Raw genomic sequence first — 12,207 nt, 5'->3', positions numbered from 1 at the left:
CGAGGCGCGTCAGCACCGCGCCCCGGCTGGCCTGCCAAAGGGCCAGCAGGAATCCAGGCGCTAGCAGCCACGCCGCCCGGCGCCCGGCGACGGGATCGCTCAGCGGGGGCAGGGCGCTTCCCCGCCGGGCACGGCGACCAGCGTGCCATCGGCCAGAAGCTGCGCCACGGTCGCATCCGTCAGCAATTGCGTCGCGCCGCCCGGCTCCCCGAACCAGGGCAGGGCATAGCCCACCCGCGCCACCAGCGGCGCCTGCACCCGATAGACCCGGTAGGGCAGCGTCGCGCAGTCGCTCGGCAGGGCGCGGGCGCCGAAGGCGGCGCCACGCGGGCTGAAGAAGCGGCCATTATCCTGGCCGAAGCGGTCCAGCAGCATCCCCGGCGGCAGCACCAGGTAGGTGGCGCGTTCGCCGAAGCCGTTATCCGGCGGCCAGCGATAGCCCTGCGGCGTCACCCATTCCCGCGCCAAATCGGGGCGCGCGCCCGGCGGCAGCGGCGGCGGCCCGGCGCAGGCGGAGGCCGCCAGCGCCAGCAGCAGCACGGCACGGCGCCGGGTCAGATCTCCCACTGGAACCCATCGATGACGATGTGCTGGCCCGTGATGAAGTTCGGCTGCTCCGCGGCCAGGAAGGCGACGACGCGCGCCACGTCCTGCGGCTTGCCGACGCGCCCCAGCGCGATCTTCTTCGCGAGTTCCGCGCCGCGGGAACGGGTCAGCGTATTGCCGATCTCCGTCTCGATCACGCCGGGGCAGACGGCGTTCACGGCGATGTCGGGGCCGAGTTCCTTGGCCAGCGCCCGCGTCATGCCGAGGATGCCGGCCTTGGCGCTGGCATAGGCGAATTTGCTGACCGCGCTGGTGACGCCGCCGGTGTGCGCGTTGAGGCTGGACATGGAGACGATGCGCCCGCCGCCGACCTTCCGCATCAGCGGCACGAAGGCCTGGATGTAGTTGAAGCAGGATTTCAGGTTGATCGCGATGGTGCGGTCGAACTCCTCCTCCGGGCATTCCATGATGGTGCGCGGGTTGGACTTGCCGGCGTTGTTCACCAGCACGTCGCAATGGCCCCATTCCGCTTCGACGGAAGCGGCGATCTCCTTGGCGCGGGCGTGGTCGGCGACATCGGCCTCGAAGGTCAGGCATTCGCGGCCCATGGCTTCCAGCTCGGCCTTGGTGTTGGCCATCTCGGGCGCCAGCAAATCCACCAGCACCAGGTCGAAGCCGCGCTCCGCCAGCGCATGGGCGCAGCCGCGACCGATGCCCCGCGCGCCGCCCGTCACCACCGCCACCTTGCGATCCGCCATGCCCGATTCCTCCGTGAAAGCCGTGCCAGCGGGCAGCTTCGGCCGGAACCGATCCCTGCGAAAGGGGGCCGTGACGGCGCCGGCGGAATGGGGCATGATACGCCTAATAGTTATGTATCATAACAGTCAGGAGGTTTCCCATGCGCACCCAGGTAGGCATCATCGGCGCGGGCCCCGCGGGGCTGCTGCTGTCGCATCTCCTCCACCTCCAGGGCATCGACAGCGTGGTGCTGGAAGCGCGCAGCCGCTCCTATGTCGAGGAACGGGTGCGGGCGGGTCTGCTGGAACAGGGCAGCGTGGACACGCTGACGGAAGCGGGTGTCGCGGACCGGCTGCACCGGGAGGGCCTGGTCCATCACGGGATCGAACTGCGCTACGACGGCATCGGCCATCGCATCCCGGTCACGGACCTCACGGGCCGCGTGGTCACGATCTATGGGCAGCAGGAGGTGGTGAAGGACCTCATCGCCGCGCGGCTCGCCGCCGGCACCCATTCCGGCAATCCGGCGATCCTCTTCGATGTGGAGGATGCGGCGGTGCATGACGTCACCAGCGACAATCCCCGCATCACCTTTCGGCATGATGGCCAGGACCAGGTGCTGGATTGCGTCTTCATCGGGGGCTGCGACGGCTTCCACGGCATCTGCCGCCCCGCGATCCCGGATCTGCAGATCTTCGAGCGCGTCTATCCCTTCGCCTGGCTCGGCATCCTGTCGCGATCGAGGCCGGTATCGGAGGAACTGATCTATGCCCGCCACCGCGAAGGCTTCGCGCTCGCCACCATGCGGTCCAACACCGTCTCCCGCCTCTACCTCCAATGCACGCCGGATGAAGATATTCGCGAGTGGCCGGATGCGCGAATCTGGGAGGAGCTGCACCGCCGCCTCGGTGTCGGCGGCGAGTTGGAGGAAGGCGAGATCTTCCAGAAGGGCGTGACGCCGATGCGCAGCTTCGTCTGCGAGACGATGCGCCACGGCCGTCTGTTCCTGGCCGGTGACAGCGCCCACATCGTGCCGCCGACCGGCGCCAAGGGCATGAACCTGGCGATCGCCGATATCCGCGTGCTGGCGCGCGGGCTGGAACGCTTCTTCGCCAAGGGTGAGACGGATCTACTCGACCGCTACTCCGACATCTGCCTGCGGCGGATCTGGAAGGGGCAGCGCTTCTCCTGGTGGATGACGTCGATGCTGCACCGCTTCGACGGCAACGACCCCTTCGAGCACCGCGTGCAGGTCGCGGAGCTGCAATACGTCTCCACCAGCAAGGCGGCGATGACGACGCTGGCGGAAAACTACGTCGGCCTGCCCTATGAGGTGTGAGGGCGCATCAGCCGCATGAATGAAAACCGCCGCCGGGCAGCGGCGCGAGTTCCAGGATGCCGAGGATGGCGGGGCCGCGCGGGTCGATGACCAGCGCGGCGCCCTCCGGAAAGGTGCGGCCGGCGACTGGGTCGCCGAACACCATGATGGCGGGCGTGCGGTGCCCGACCAGCACGCGGTTGCTGCCGTGCGGCGGCGCCTCCCCGAACAGCCGGCGATGTTCCGCCACCACCCAGGCCAGGCGGTCGCCGGCATAGTCATCGGCCAGCAGGCTGTCCGTGACCTCCACGGCGCCGAAGGCGTGCTCCGCCGTGTCCCGCGCGCGGTAGACGGGGCCGGCCAGGATCGGCTGCGCGAGCGGAATGCCGAGATCGCGCAACCGCTGCCCGATCAGCACGGATTGCGCGCGGCCACTGGAAGAAATGTTGCGCTGGCCGGGGCGGTCGCCGATGCGGAAGCTGATGTCGCAATTCTCGCCCCGCGTGTCGGCATGGCGGAAGAACAGCACCAGGCCGCCCTGGCGCAGCCGCGCGACCAGCGCCGCGCCAGCCGCGGTGTCTGCCGTGGTGGGCACCATGCGCGGCTGCGCGGCTGCCGGGGTGGCCGCGAGCAGCAGCGCCAGAACGGCGCGGCGGTCAGCCCGCAAGGATCGCCTCGACGATCTCCTGCACTTCCAGCGCCTCCCGCAGCGTGGCGAGGTCGACGCGCCCGCCCTGCGTCAGTGCCGCGAGCTTGGAGAGCTGGCCGCGCAGCACCATCGGGCGCATCTCTGCATTGGGCAGCGCGTCCTGGGCGGGGCGGAAGCTGCCGTCGGCGTCGCGCTTCTCGGCGAAGGACCAGTCGCGCAGGCGGATGCTGCCGCCCTCGCAGGACAGGCGCCATTCATTGGCCTCATCCGCCGTGGTGGTGCCCACGCCGCCGCGCAGCGCCACGGGCGTGTCGCCGGCCATCAGCGTGGCGCGCACCGCCGTCTCCGCCCCATCGCCCGCGGGGAAGGTCGCGTCGCGGTCGAGCAGCGTGAGGCGGCCGAGCTGGCGCCGCGTCAGGAACAGGAAGTGCGACAGCACTTCCCGCGTGAAGCCGCCATCCGCGCGCTTCGCCAGCCAGGACGAAGCGCCCATCTGCCAGGCGCGCGGCCAGTGGGCGAAATCGGCAGTGATGGACAGGGTGCGCGGGCTGCCGATCTCCCCGCGCCAGGCGGAAAGCTGCGCCACGGCGGGGGAGGAGGCCATAGGAAAGTTGACGGCGGCGCGGGCGCCGGAAGCCTCGGCCGCCGCGACGAAGCGGCGGGCATCGGGCAGGTCGCTCGCCAGGGGCTTTTCCAGGAAAACGCTGCGGCCGGCGGCGAAGGCGGCCTCGGCATGGGGGATGTGGGAGGAGGGCGGGGAGGCGATGTAGAGCGCGTCGCAGGCCGCGATCACCGCCTCCGCACTGGGCAGCATCGGCAACCCCGGCGCGATGGCAGCGAGGCGCGTGGCGGCGTCGGGGGAGGGGTCCCAGACCGCGACGGGGGCGATTTCAGTCGCGTCATGCGCCAGCGCCGCGCGCAGCAGCCTCTCGCCCATGATGCCGAAGCCGACGATGCCGAGCCTGACTGCCATGCGCCCCATCCTTCCCACTATCAGCAGGGCTTTAACGTGCCGTGCCGTCCCGTCCAGCCCGCAGCGCGAAGACGATGCAGGAAACCACCGCCAGCACGCCGCAGGCCGTCAGGAAGGGCAGGCGCCAGCTGCCGGTGGCGGTGACCGCCCAGGCGAAGGCGGTGGGGGCCGTCAGGTAGCCGAGGAAGCAGAGCAGGATGGCGCCCGACGATGCCTCCGCCACGCGATCGGGCGGCGAGACGCGGGCGACCTCCGCCAGGAAGATGCCGTTCCAGCTGGCGGCGGTGAAGCCGGAGAGGATCGCCAGAGGGAAGGCCACCAGCCAGTGGCTGCCCGCGCCGAAGGTGATCCACAGCGCCGAAAGCCCCGCGGCCAGCAGCCCGTGCAGCGCCAGGCTGCGCGTGGCATCGCCGAGGCGATCCGCCGCCCAGCCCAGCACCAGCCGCCCCGTGACGCCGGCCAGTTGCATGGCGGCGAAGATGCTGCCGGCGGCGGCCAGGCCCATGCCGTGCTCCTCCACCAGCCAGGTGACGGTGAAGCTGAACAGGCTGCCCTGCAGGCCCGCGAAGGCGAAGGCCTGGAGCGTGAGCGGCGGCAGCACGGGGTGCATCCGCAGCGCCACCAGCGGCACCAGCAGGCGGCGGAAGGTCAGGCTCTCGCGCCAACTCCGCGTCTCGTCCCTTTCGGCATCGAGCGCCGGGCGCAGCGGCTGGATGCAGGCGGCACAGCACAGCGCGATGCCGATCGCGACCCACATCGCCACCTGCCAGCCGAAGGCGGCGGCGAGCGGGGCTGCGAGGAAGCCCGCCAGCGCGCCCCCCGCCGGCGCGCCCGCCTGCTTCACGGAGAAGATCAGCACGCGGTGCCGCTTCGGCGCGTGCTGCTGGAGGATGCGGCTGCCGGCCGGCCCCGTCGGGCCATAGCCGAAGCCCAGCATGAGCGCCGCCAGCGGCATCAGCCAGGCATGGCCGAGGGAGGCCACCACCAGCGCCACGCTGCCGATGACCGCACCCGCCTGGATCATGCGCAGCGGCCCGTGCCGCGCCACCAGCGGCGTGCCGAACAGAAGAAATGCTATGGCGCCAAGGGTATTCAGCGACGAGAAATTGCCCACGGTCTGCGGCGGCAGGCCGAGGTCGTTCATCATCAGCGGCGCCACCACGGGGATGACCTGGTTCAGGAAGCTGCCGACCGTCTGCATCAGCAGCGTGGCCGACAGCGCCGCGACCCAGGCCTTCATCCCGCTGTCGCCGTCAGCGCCTCAGCCGGATGTCGAGGCCCTGGCGGATCCAGCGGCCCTCGATCATGTCGAGATCCGTGATGCCGGAAGGCCGCGACTTGGAGGGCTGTTCGCGCAGATGCGGCGCGCGCTCCCGCTTCCAGATGTCATACAGCCGCCGCAACTCCACCAGCGGCAGCGGGTGGTCATCGACGCGGATGGAGAGGTCCGGGAAATCCTCCGTCGTCGTCAGCACCAGCGCGGCGGATTGCCGGCCGCGACGGTCTCCGCCCGCGGCTTCCCCGGCATCGAGGGCCGCCAGCAGGCGCTCCGCCAGCTTCAGGTCGTGGTTGGCGGCGAAGGCGGCGTAGGTATCGGCCAGCACGGCGGGGCCGGCCAGCATGTTGCCGGCGAAGGAGACATGGGCGGAGGTGACATCCCCGCACCACTCCACGCAGTTCTTGCCGGTATAGGCGGCGCTGCGGCCGTGGCGGTCCACGGCGTGGATCTGCCGCAGGCCCCGGCCCTCATCCGCCGCCAGCGCGCTTTCGATGGCGGCGGCGGGCGACAGGCCGCGCGCCATGCCATCCAGCACGGCGGGACCGAGGTAACGATTGGTCATGGACTGGGTGGAAACGGCGCCGACGCCCGACCGGACGAAGGGGCAGGAGGCACCGACAGCGAAGGCGCAGGTGGTGACGGCGACGGCGAAGGCGCCCGTCTCCGGATCATGGGCGACGACCGACCAGGTCATGGCGAGGTTCCGACTCTAGAATAGGGCGCAGACTACAGGCCGAAGTGCCGTTGCGCGCCAGGGGGTCTGCGGCCATTTTGCGGCTAAGTTCACCAACGGGAGGATATCGTCCATGCGCCAGCCGATTTCGCGCCGCAGCATTCTCGCGGCCCTGCCTGTCCTTGCCGCGCCCGCCCTCATGCCGCGCATGGCCTTCGGGCAGGGCGCCTGGCCGGACCGTCCCATCCGCCTGATCGTCCCCTTCGGTGCCGGCGGCGCGATCGACACGCTGTCCCGCACCGTCGCCGCCAAATTCGCCGAGGTGACGGGCGGCCAGACGCTGGTGGTGGAGAACCGGCCCGGCGCGGGCGGCACCATCGCCGGCGCGGCGGTGGCGCGCGAGCGGCCGGATGGGCTGACGCTGATGATGGCCGATATCGGCGCCAATGCCATCGGCAAGGAACTCATCCCGACGCTGAGCTACGATCCGCCGACCTCCTTCACCCCCATCATCCACCTGGTGAGCCTGCCGGCGGTGCTGATGGCGCATCCGACGGTCACGGCCACCACGGTGCAGCAGGTGATCGCGCAGGCGAAGGCGCGGCCGGATGGCTTCACCTATTCCTCCGCCGGCAACGGCAATGGCAGCCACCTGTTCATGGCGCTGTTCCTGAAGGAGGCCGGCATCCAGATGGTGCATGTGCCCTACCGCTCGGGCGCCGAGATGGTGACGGCGCTGATCCGCGGCGATGCGCAATTCGGCTTCCCGACCGTATCCTCCGGCCTCGGCCAGATCAGGCAGGGCAATGCGAAGGCGATCGCGGTGGGCAATGCGGCGGGCACGCCGCTGCTGCCGGGCATTCCCGCCGTCTCCACCGTGCTGCCGGGGTTCGAGGTGGCGGTGTGGCACGGCATCGTGGCGCCGGCGGGCATGGATCCGGGCCTGGCGCTGCGCATCAACGAGGTCTTCGGCCGCATCGCCGCGATGGAGGATGTGAAGCAGCGCATCTTCGACACGCAGGCGGGCACGGTGGTCGGCGGCTCTCCGCAGGATTTCGCGAACCACATCCGGCGCGAGGTCGCGCGCTGGACGCCGGTGATCCGCGAGGGCGGCATCCGCGTGGAATGAGCCCGGCGCCCGCGCTTCGTACACTCTCCGCGGTTCTGGTGGTGGGCGATGTCGCGCGGGCGATCGGCTTCTATGTCGAGAAGCTGGGCTGCATCGAGTGTTTCCGCGTCGGCGATCCACCGCATTTCGCGGCGGTGGAGCGCGAGGCGCTGGTGCTGAACCTGATGCCGGCATCGCGCGCGCCGGCGGCGCTCGGCCAGGCGCAGCTGCATGTGATGGTGTCCGGCCTGGATGCGCTGCATGCCGAGATCGCCGGGCGGGGCGTGGCGATCGAGGTGACACCGACCGATTTCGACTATGGGCTGCGGGAATTCTCGCTCCGCGATCCCGATGGCAACCGGATCACCTTCGCGGAGGAGCTCCGGGTGTGACATTGAGGTCACTAAATGCATTTAGGGCATTTTAGAATCGCTCAAATTTTGAGGGATTCCGCGATGTGCTTGATAACGTTCATGAATCCGCGGATTCTAAAACGCATTTAGGACATTTAGTGCATTTAGTCCGGGTCTTCGGGACGCTGCCGGCGACGGGCATGGATCGGCCGCTGCCAGGACGGAACATAACGCGAATCTACCGGGGTGTCGAAGGATTTCCACGGGCGAGGGGCGCGACCTCGGCTGGACGGTCCTGTCGTGGCGGCGCAGCATCGATCCGGGTGCGGGGATCGGGCGATGCTGGACATGCTGGACGAGGCGCCCGCCTGGGCTGGCGCCGTGGTGGCCCTGGTCGGGCTGGTCCTGGCCGCCTTCGGTGCCTGGTCCTGGCGGCTGTGCCAGCAGGTGCGGGGCGCGCGGCTGGTTCCGGTCGCCGGCCCCCATGCCGGGCAGGGCCCGCGCGGTGGCGCTGCGGGGCCAGGCGGAAGTGCCGCCCGAGGGTGCGCTGGCCGCGCCGCTGACCGGCCGGCCCTGCCACTGGTTCAGCTTCCGGGTGGAAGCCCTGCGCAAGCAGGCCGGGCAGGACCAGGAGCGCTGGGTGGAGATCGAGCGCGGGACCAGCTTCAGGGACATATTGCTGCGGGACGCGACCGGCCTGGCCAGCATCGACCCGGCGGGCGCGACCATGACGGGGACGGAGACGGAAAGCTGGACCAGCAATGGCCCGCCGCCCGCGGCCGGCATGGGGGAGGCGCTGGCGACTATCGCCTCCGTCGCCATCCAGGGGCGGCTTGAGACGCGGCGCTATACGGAGGAGGTGATCCCCGCCGGCGCGCCCCTGTTCGTGCTGGGCAGCCTGACGCCGGCCCCATCCGGCCCCGCTGCCGTCCGGGCGCCGGAGAGCGGCTATTTCGCCATCTCCACCCTCTCGCCGGAGGCGACGGCCCGGCGCCACCTGCTGGCCGCGGCGGGGCAGGGGGCGGCCGGCGCGGTGCTGGTGGGCGCGGGCGTGTTCATGACGATGCGGCGCCGGGCGGCCGGCCCCTGATGTCGGCGGGGCTGGTCTCAGCCCTTGCGCCTACCCCTTCCGCGCCAGCAGGGCGAAGGCCAGGGCGTAGTCCGGCCCGGCGCGGCGGCCGAGGATGCGGGCGGCCTCCACGAATTCGGGGTCTTCCTCCAGCGGCGCCAGGGCGGCGGAGGCGCCGGGCAGGGCCCAGCCGGGGGAGAGGAACAGCCCGTCGCTGCGCGTCACGGTCAGCCCCACGGCGCGCAGCATCCCGGTGAGTTCCTGCACGCCGAAGCCCCGCCCGGGGATGGGCAGGTCCAGCCGCCGCAGGGCGCGCAGCGGCAGGCTTTCCTTGTTGTGCGCCGTCACCATCAGGCGCCCGCCGCGGGCCAGCACGCGCGCGGCCTCCGCCAGCGCGGCCGCCGGGTCGGCCAGGGAATCGATGGTGTCGATCATCAGGGCGGCGTCGAAGCTGGCCTCCGCGAAGCCGAGGCGTGCGGCATCCATGCGGGCGAAGGCGAAGGGGGATGGCGCGGGGTGGCGCGGCAAGGCGCGGGCCAGGGCGCTGTCCGCGATGTCGATGCCGGCCACCAGCGCCGCACCCGGCAGCAGCGCGCCGAGCCGCCCGGCGCCGCAGCCGATATCGAGCACCGCCAACCCGGCGCTGGGGGCCAAATAGTCGGCGATCAGGCGATCCGTCTCATCCTGGAAGGCGCGTTCCCGCGCCACGCCGGGCACGCCTCCGGGGGCGAGCCAGGGGCGGGGGGGCGCGTCCCGCTGCTCCGCTTTGGAGAAGCCGCGGGCCGGGCGGAGGGCCGGGATGGCGGTGGCGAGGGCGGCGGCGAGGGCGGGGGGCGGCGCGATGTGGTCGGGCCTCCGGGCCGCCGCCGGGCGGGGCGGTTCCGGCGGCAGGGCGTCCCGGTTGGCGTGGAAGGCGCGGACATGGGGGGTCTCGTTCAGGTCGGCGTCGCCGGGCAGGGGGGCGGTGGCGAAGACGACGAAGACCTCATTCGCGAAGATCGGCCGCGCGGCGGTGGTGAGCGCCGTCAGGAAGCCGCGGGGAATGTCCGCGAGCTGGCCCTTGTGGACGACGATCCAGGCGAAGGCCCGGGGCTCCGCGCCCTCGGCCTCCGCATAGCGCTGGGCGCGGGGGATGACGAAGCGGAAGGGATCCGGCGCCAGGACGCGATCGGGGGCGGCGAGGCGGGAGCGGAGGAATTCCGCGGTGGCGGCCCAGGGCTTGTCGTCATGCGGGAAGGACATGGGGATCCAGTGGGACGGCGGGGGAGGGGAGTGTCGCGGAGGTGGGGGGAGGGGGCAAGCGAGGGGCGATCCTGGTGCTGTCGCGGCGTTCAGCGGGGCCATGCGGGCAACCTGGCGCGTGGCAAGGGCGCCTTCAGGGTGATGCACCCGGCTCGGCTGGCGCTTCTGGCAGATCGGGCCGCACGATCAGCACCTTCGACACCACCTTGATGACGCGCACCGTTTCGCCGTTGGGCGGTGTGGGCGTGAAGGGCGGGAGCTTGGCGGGCCAGACCTCGCCTCCGAGCTCCACCCACAAATGGCCGGGATCGATCACCTCCTGCACGCGGGCCAGCTTCCCGACATGAGGGTGTGGCGTTCCTTGCCGGAGATGCTCGTCGATTCTTGCGCGCCCGCGGTCAAGAAAACCGCCCGGAAATTGAATCCAACTGTACAGCACGACGACGGCGGCAACGGCGAGGACGCCTATCGCGAGCGCGACGTAGTAGAAGACGTCCATCAGTGCGTTCATCAGGTCCTCACCCGGATCGCACTCGTTCTGACCTTCTGCCGCGCTGCACACAAGCGATGGCTGGATGTGCCCCGCGGGCGCCATTGGTCCTTTCGTGGCCGTTCAGCGCCAGCCCCTCAGCCCGGGCACCCCATCGCATCCGCCAGCGCCCCGAAATCCGGCGCCACCACGTCCCAATCCTGCGCCGGCGCCAGATCCTTCGTCTGGCCCGCCCCGTGTTCCAGCGGCCGGGGGATGAACCCCGTGCGGAAGCCGGTGCTGCGGGCCGCGGCCAGGTCGCCGTTATGGGCGGCGCAGAGCATCACCTGTTCCGGCCGCAATCCCAGCACGGCGGCGGTGTTGAGGTAGGCGGCGGGGCTGGGCTTGTAGGCCTGGGCGACTTCCGCGCCGAGGATCGCGTCCCAGGGCAGGCCGGCGCGCTTGGCCATGTTCAGCAGCAGCGCGATGTTGCCGTTGGATAGCGGGGCGATGATGTAGCGGGTCTTGAGGCGGGTGAGGCCTGCGACGCTGTCTGGCCAAGGGTCCAGGCGGTGCCAGGCGCGATTCAGGTGGTCCAGTTCGGCTTCGGGGACCGTGGCGGGGTCGAGGCCGTGGTCGCGCAGGACGAGTTCCAGATTTTCGCGGTGCAGCACATCGAGCCGCGTGAAGGGGCGGGCGCCGCTGCGCACCGCCTCCATCCCCGGCTGGTAGCGTCGGCGCCAGGCATCGGCGAAGGCGGCGGGATCGACGGCAATTCCGTGCCTCGCGAGGAAGGGCGCGGCCTCCCTCGCGATGCCGCTGCGCCAGTCGACGACGGTGCCGAAGACGTCGAAGACCAGCGCCTTCACGCCGGCGATGCCGCTCATTCCGCGGCCTTGGCGGGCGGCAGGTTGCCGGCGGCTTCCGCCCACTTCCGGTCGAATTCCCAAACGTCGGGAAAACCCATCAGCTCGCACATCTTCGCAAAGCTGTAGTCGGCGTTGACGGTCATGTTGTTGGAATGGCCATCGGCCTTGAGCTGGCCATAGGCGCGTTCCAGGGCGCCGGCGATCGTCAGGAAACCGACCGCCGGGTAGATGGCGATGCGGTAGCCCATGGCATGCAGGCGGTCCGCCGGCACGATGGGGGTGCGGCCGCCCTCGACCATGTTGGCGAAAAGCGGCTTCTTGATGTGGCGGCCGACCTCGGCCATCTCGGCCTCGCTCTCCGGGCTTTCGATGAAGATCACGTCGGCGCCGGCCTCGGCATACATCAGGCCGCGGCGGATCGCCTCATCCAGGCCGAGGGCGGTGCGGGAATCGGTGCGGGCGATGATGAGGAAATCCTCGCTCTGGCGGGCCTCCGCGGCGACGCGGATCTTGAGGGCCATCTCCTCCGCCGGGATCACCTTGCGGCCCGGCGTGTGGCCGCACTTCTTGGGGACTTCCTGGTCTTCCAGCTGGATGGCGGTGACGCCCGCATCCTCATAGCCGCGGACGGTGTGGCGGACATTGAGCAGCCCGCCATAGCCGGTGTCGGCGTCGGAGATCACCGGCGTCTTGCAGCCCTTGGCGATGGTGCCCATGCGGCTGACCATGTCGGTGTAGGTGGCGATGCCCGCATCGGCCAGGCCGAGATGGGAGGCCGTGACGCCGAAGCCGGTGGCGTAGAGCGCCTTGAACCCCATGCCGTCCGCGACCTTGGCGGAGATCATGTCGAAGACGCCGGGGGCGAGGATGAATTCGTCGTTCTTCAGCGCCTGGCGCAGGCTGGGATGCGGCATGGTCTGG

At 70.8% G+C, this 12,207-nt stretch carries 14 protein-coding genes; 4 read left to right on the top strand and 10 right to left on the bottom strand.

Going from position 1 to position 12,207, the window contains the following annotated elements; genetic code table 11:
- Positions 1 to 99 precede the first annotated feature (99 nt).
- Both ACTIE5_RS10285 and ACTIE5_RS10280 read right to left on the bottom strand, forming a co-directional pair.
- Positions 100 to 567 (bottom strand): TNT domain-containing protein, encoded by a 468-nt coding sequence (locus ACTIE5_RS10285; protein ID WP_439549606.1) that lies wholly within the window; start codon positions 565 to 567, stop codon positions 100 to 102.
- A complete protein-coding gene (locus ACTIE5_RS10280) occupies positions 555 to 1,304 on the bottom strand; it encodes an SDR family NAD(P)-dependent oxidoreductase (protein ID WP_439549605.1) in 750 nt (249 codons plus the stop codon). Before ACTIE5_RS10280 ends, ACTIE5_RS10285 begins: the two co-directional genes overlap by 13 nt.
- Before the next feature lie 140 nt (positions 1,305 to 1,444).
- On the opposite strand from ACTIE5_RS10280, the gene ACTIE5_RS10275 reads away from it, so the two are divergent.
- Positions 1,445 to 2,623 (top strand): 4-hydroxybenzoate 3-monooxygenase, encoded by a 1,179-nt coding sequence (locus ACTIE5_RS10275; RefSeq protein ID WP_439549604.1) that lies wholly within the window; start codon positions 1,445 to 1,447, stop codon positions 2,621 to 2,623.
- A 7-nt stretch (positions 2,624 to 2,630) separates the two neighbouring features.
- Here ACTIE5_RS10275 and ACTIE5_RS10270 read toward each other — a convergent pair whose 3' ends face one another.
- From ACTIE5_RS10270 to ACTIE5_RS10255, 4 genes are read right to left on the bottom strand one after another with little or no spacing between them, the layout of a single operon-like run.
- Positions 2,631 to 3,269, bottom strand: coding sequence for a hypothetical protein (locus tag ACTIE5_RS10270; RefSeq protein WP_439549603.1), 639 nt, complete (start codon positions 3,267 to 3,269; stop codon positions 2,631 to 2,633).
- Positions 3,259 to 4,224, bottom strand: coding sequence for a Gfo/Idh/MocA family protein (locus tag ACTIE5_RS10265; RefSeq protein ID WP_439549602.1), 966 nt, complete (start codon positions 4,222 to 4,224; stop codon positions 3,259 to 3,261). The genes ACTIE5_RS10270 and ACTIE5_RS10265 overlap by 11 nt, the downstream gene beginning before the upstream one ends.
- 31 nt (positions 4,225 to 4,255) lie before the next feature.
- Positions 4,256 to 5,464: an MFS transporter gene (locus ACTIE5_RS10260; protein WP_439549601.1), complete on the bottom strand. Its 1,209-nt coding sequence runs from the start codon at positions 5,462 to 5,464 to the stop codon at positions 4,256 to 4,258.
- A 13-nt stretch (positions 5,465 to 5,477) separates the two neighbouring features.
- The gene (locus ACTIE5_RS10255) at positions 5,478 to 6,197 is read right to left on the bottom strand and encodes a DUF1028 domain-containing protein (protein ID WP_439549600.1); all 720 of its coding nucleotides are present in this window, start codon (positions 6,195 to 6,197) and stop codon (positions 5,478 to 5,480) included.
- A gap of 112 nt (positions 6,198 to 6,309) precedes the next feature.
- On the opposite strand from ACTIE5_RS10255, the gene ACTIE5_RS10250 reads away from it, so the two are divergent.
- From ACTIE5_RS10250 to ACTIE5_RS10240, 3 genes are all read left to right on the top strand, one after another.
- On the top strand, positions 6,310 to 7,305 hold the full coding sequence (locus ACTIE5_RS10250) for a Bug family tripartite tricarboxylate transporter substrate binding protein (RefSeq protein WP_439549599.1): 996 nt from the start codon (positions 6,310 to 6,312) through the stop codon (positions 7,303 to 7,305).
- A complete protein-coding gene (locus tag ACTIE5_RS10245) occupies positions 7,302 to 7,676 on the top strand; it encodes a glyoxalase superfamily protein (protein ID WP_439549598.1) in 375 nt (124 codons plus the stop codon). Before ACTIE5_RS10250 ends, ACTIE5_RS10245 begins: the two co-directional genes overlap by 4 nt.
- Before the next feature lie 445 nt (positions 7,677 to 8,121).
- Complete coding sequence (locus ACTIE5_RS10240; protein WP_439549597.1) at positions 8,122 to 8,727, top strand: GIDE domain-containing protein; 606 nt, start codon at positions 8,122 to 8,124, stop codon at positions 8,725 to 8,727.
- Between the two features lie 30 nt (positions 8,728 to 8,757).
- Here the strand turns inward: ACTIE5_RS10240 and ACTIE5_RS10235 are convergent, their stop codons facing one another.
- From ACTIE5_RS10235 to ACTIE5_RS10220, 4 genes are all read right to left on the bottom strand, one after another.
- A complete protein-coding gene (locus tag ACTIE5_RS10235; RefSeq protein ID WP_439549596.1) occupies positions 8,758 to 9,948 on the bottom strand; it encodes a class I SAM-dependent methyltransferase in 1,191 nt (396 codons plus the stop codon).
- Positions 9,949 to 10,081: 133 nt separating this feature from the next.
- Positions 10,082 to 10,447 (bottom strand): NfeD family protein, encoded by a 366-nt coding sequence (locus tag ACTIE5_RS10230; protein WP_439549595.1) that lies wholly within the window; start codon positions 10,445 to 10,447, stop codon positions 10,082 to 10,084.
- Positions 10,448 to 10,575: 128 nt separating this feature from the next.
- Positions 10,576 to 11,304 (bottom strand): haloacid dehalogenase type II, encoded by a 729-nt coding sequence (locus tag ACTIE5_RS10225; protein ID WP_439549594.1) that lies wholly within the window; start codon positions 11,302 to 11,304, stop codon positions 10,576 to 10,578.
- Complete coding sequence (locus ACTIE5_RS10220) at positions 11,301 to 12,200, bottom strand: isocitrate lyase/PEP mutase family protein (RefSeq protein WP_439549593.1); 900 nt, start codon at positions 12,198 to 12,200, stop codon at positions 11,301 to 11,303. Before ACTIE5_RS10220 ends, ACTIE5_RS10225 begins: the two co-directional genes overlap by 4 nt.
- Between the last annotated feature and the right edge of the window lie 7 nt (positions 12,201 to 12,207).

The sequence above is a fragment of the Falsiroseomonas sp. genome, assembly GCF_051859025.1.
Classification (GTDB): domain Bacteria; phylum Pseudomonadota; class Alphaproteobacteria; order Acetobacterales; family Acetobacteraceae; genus Falsiroseomonas.
The sequence above is the reverse complement of the archived record's forward strand: the minus strand, read 5'-3'. Positions and strand labels throughout refer to the sequence as shown.

Excerpts from the sequence above, each read along its gene's own strand:
- ACTIE5_RS10280 (WP_439549605.1), bottom strand. The coding sequence starts at position 1,304 with ATGGCGGATCGCAAGGTGGCGGTGGTGACGGGCGGCGCGCGGGGCATC.
- ACTIE5_RS10275 (WP_439549604.1), top strand. The coding sequence starts at position 1,445 with ATGCGCACCCAGGTAGGCATCATCGGCGCGGGCCCCGCGGGGCTGCTG.
- ACTIE5_RS10265 (WP_439549602.1), bottom strand. The coding sequence starts at position 4,224 with ATGGCAGTCAGGCTCGGCATCGTCGGCTTCGGCATCATGGGCGAGAGG.
- ACTIE5_RS10260 (WP_439549601.1), bottom strand. The coding sequence starts at position 5,464 with ATGAAGGCCTGGGTCGCGGCGCTGTCGGCCACGCTGCTGATGCAGACG.
- ACTIE5_RS10255 (WP_439549600.1), bottom strand. The coding sequence starts at position 6,197 with ATGACCTGGTCGGTCGTCGCCCATGATCCGGAGACGGGCGCCTTCGCC.
- ACTIE5_RS10250 (WP_439549599.1), top strand. The coding sequence starts at position 6,310 with ATGCGCCAGCCGATTTCGCGCCGCAGCATTCTCGCGGCCCTGCCTGTC.
- ACTIE5_RS10245 (WP_439549598.1), top strand. The coding sequence starts at position 7,302 with ATGAGCCCGGCGCCCGCGCTTCGTACACTCTCCGCGGTTCTGGTGGTG.
- ACTIE5_RS10240 (WP_439549597.1), top strand. The coding sequence starts at position 8,122 with ATGCCGGGCAGGGCCCGCGCGGTGGCGCTGCGGGGCCAGGCGGAAGTG.
- ACTIE5_RS10235 (WP_439549596.1), bottom strand. The coding sequence starts at position 9,948 with ATGTCCTTCCCGCATGACGACAAGCCCTGGGCCGCCACCGCGGAATTC.
- ACTIE5_RS10230 (WP_439549595.1), bottom strand. The coding sequence starts at position 10,447 with ATGGACGTCTTCTACTACGTCGCGCTCGCGATAGGCGTCCTCGCCGTT.
- ACTIE5_RS10225 (WP_439549594.1), bottom strand. The coding sequence starts at position 11,304 with ATGAGCGGCATCGCCGGCGTGAAGGCGCTGGTCTTCGACGTCTTCGGC.
- ACTIE5_RS10220 (WP_439549593.1), bottom strand. The coding sequence starts at position 12,200 with ATGCCGCATCCCAGCCTGCGCCAGGCGCTGAAGAACGACGAATTCATC.